The organism is Providencia sp. M-27, assembly GCF_011077905.1.
GTDB classification, from domain to species: Bacteria; Pseudomonadota; Gammaproteobacteria; order Enterobacterales; family Enterobacteriaceae; genus Providencia; species Providencia huaxiensis.
The window spans coordinates 1-1,904 of record NZ_JAALBT010000055.1 but is presented as its reverse complement, the minus strand read 5'-3'; the positions used below and the strand labels follow the sequence as shown (position 1 = coordinate 1,904).

Below are 1,904 nucleotides of genomic sequence, written 5' to 3'. Positions count from 1 at the left end.
CACCATTAGCAATAAAACAACACCCGCAACCAGTGTCGATAATCGACCTCGGCCACCCGATTTTATATTGATAATGGATTGACCGATCATCGCACATCCCGCCATCCCGCCAATAAATGCAGTGGCTATATTGGCAATGCCTTGTCCTTTACATTCTCGATTTTTATCACTGGTTGTATCCGTCAAATCATCCACAATCGTTGCGGTCATCATTGATTCCAATAAGCCAACAACAGCTAGAGCTAATGAGTAGGGCAATATGATAAGTAGCGTTTCAATGTTCAAGGGAATATCGGGCAAAAGAAAAATAGGCAAACTGTCAGGCAAAACGCCCATATCACCAACCGTTCGGATATCAAGACCAAGCCATATTGAAATTATCGTTAATACAACAATACACACTAATGGCGAAGGAATGGTTTTATTGACTAATGGAAACAAATAGATAATCCCTAAGCCTGCCGCGGTCATGGCATAAACATGCCAACTCACATTGGTTAACTCAGGAAGTTGGGCTAAAAAAATCAAGATAGCCAGCGCATTAACAAATCCCGTTACGACAGAGCGTGAAACAAATCGCATTAGACTACCCAATTTTGAATATCCTGCGATCACTTGAAATATCCCAGTTAAAACCGTCGCAGCTAATAAGTATTGAAGACCATGTTCTTTCACCAGAACAACCATTAAGAGCGCCATGGCACCTGTTGCTGATGAAATCATGCCGGGGCGTCCCCCGATGAAAGCAATAATCACTGAAATAGAAAAAGCAGCGTATAACCCGACTTTGGGGTCGACGCCTGCAATAATTGAAAATGCGATGGCTTCAGGAATTAACGCTAAAGCAACAACAATACCGGCTAGGACATCCCCACGGATGTTACCCAGCCAGTCCTGACGAGATGAGGACAAAAGCATATTAGACTACCTTGTAATCTATCAATCCCAAGATGGGAGAGCATATTTTAAATAAACGAAATTATCCCAAAGAAGGGATGTGGAAATTGGCTGATTTAGTATCAACCTAAAAGGAAGGAGGTATCTCAGGGTGGCGTAAGGCGCATAATATGATTAGCTGTTCCTATGAATAGTATGTTTTTTAAAATACCAATATCAACGACCTTAAGCAAGTACCGGATTAACATGAGCGTACGGATGCCCTGCATCGGTACACTCATCATGATAAATATCGTTAGTGATTTACTTTACTCTGATGCCTTGTTTATCAACAATGACCTCGCCATCTTCTTTGATAAATTCACGTTGTTGCGGATGAGGTAATATATCCAAAACGACTTCTGAAGGTCGGCAAAGCTTAGTTCCTACTGGTGTAACAACAATCGGTCTATTAATCAGTATTGGGTACTGCAACATAAAATCAATGAGTTGCTCATCGGTATAAATATCATTTTCTAAAGCTAATTGTTCATACGGTTCAACATTTTTTCGTAGTAACGCTCTTACCGTGATTTTCATATCGGCAATAAGTTGCACTAACACATCTTTAGTTGGAGGCGTTTCTAAATAATAAATGATCGTCGGCTCAACGCCACTATTGCGGATCATGGCAAGGGTATTACGTGATGTACCGCAATTCGGGTTGTGATAAATTGTAATTTCATTCATGGGATCACCCTTAATTTAACAGTGAGAGTCGAAGTACTAAAGCGATAAGTGTGGCGGTGAGTACAGGGATCGTCATGATAATTCCCGTTTTAAAATAATATCCCCACGTAATCGTCATGTTCTTTTGTGATAATACATGTAACCACAACAATGTCGCCAAACTCCCTATCGGTGTGATTTTAGGCCCCAAATCGGCACCAATCACATTGGCATAAACCATTGCTTGTTGAATTAGCCCTGACGCTTCACTCCCTTCAATGGATAAAGCACCAATTAAT

General features: G+C 40.9%; 3 protein-coding genes. All 3 read right to left on the bottom strand.

The window, feature by feature from the left end; all coding sequences use genetic code 11:
- A partial coding sequence (locus tag G6Q48_RS21895) for a SulP family inorganic anion transporter (protein ID WP_166268403.1) occupies positions 1-918 on the bottom strand: 918 nt, incomplete at its 3' end.
- A gap of 282 nt (positions 919-1,200) precedes the next feature.
- Positions 1,201-1,626 carry a glutaredoxin-dependent arsenate reductase gene (gene arsC, locus G6Q48_RS21890; RefSeq protein WP_166268401.1) on the bottom strand — a complete coding sequence of 142 codons (426 nt, stop codon included), beginning with the start codon at positions 1,624-1,626 and terminating at the stop codon, positions 1,201-1,203.
- Positions 1,627-1,636: 10 nt separating this feature from the next.
- Positions 1,637-1,904: ArsB/NhaD family transporter (locus G6Q48_RS21885; RefSeq protein WP_305849366.1), on the bottom strand; the 268-nt coding region annotated here is incomplete at its 5' end.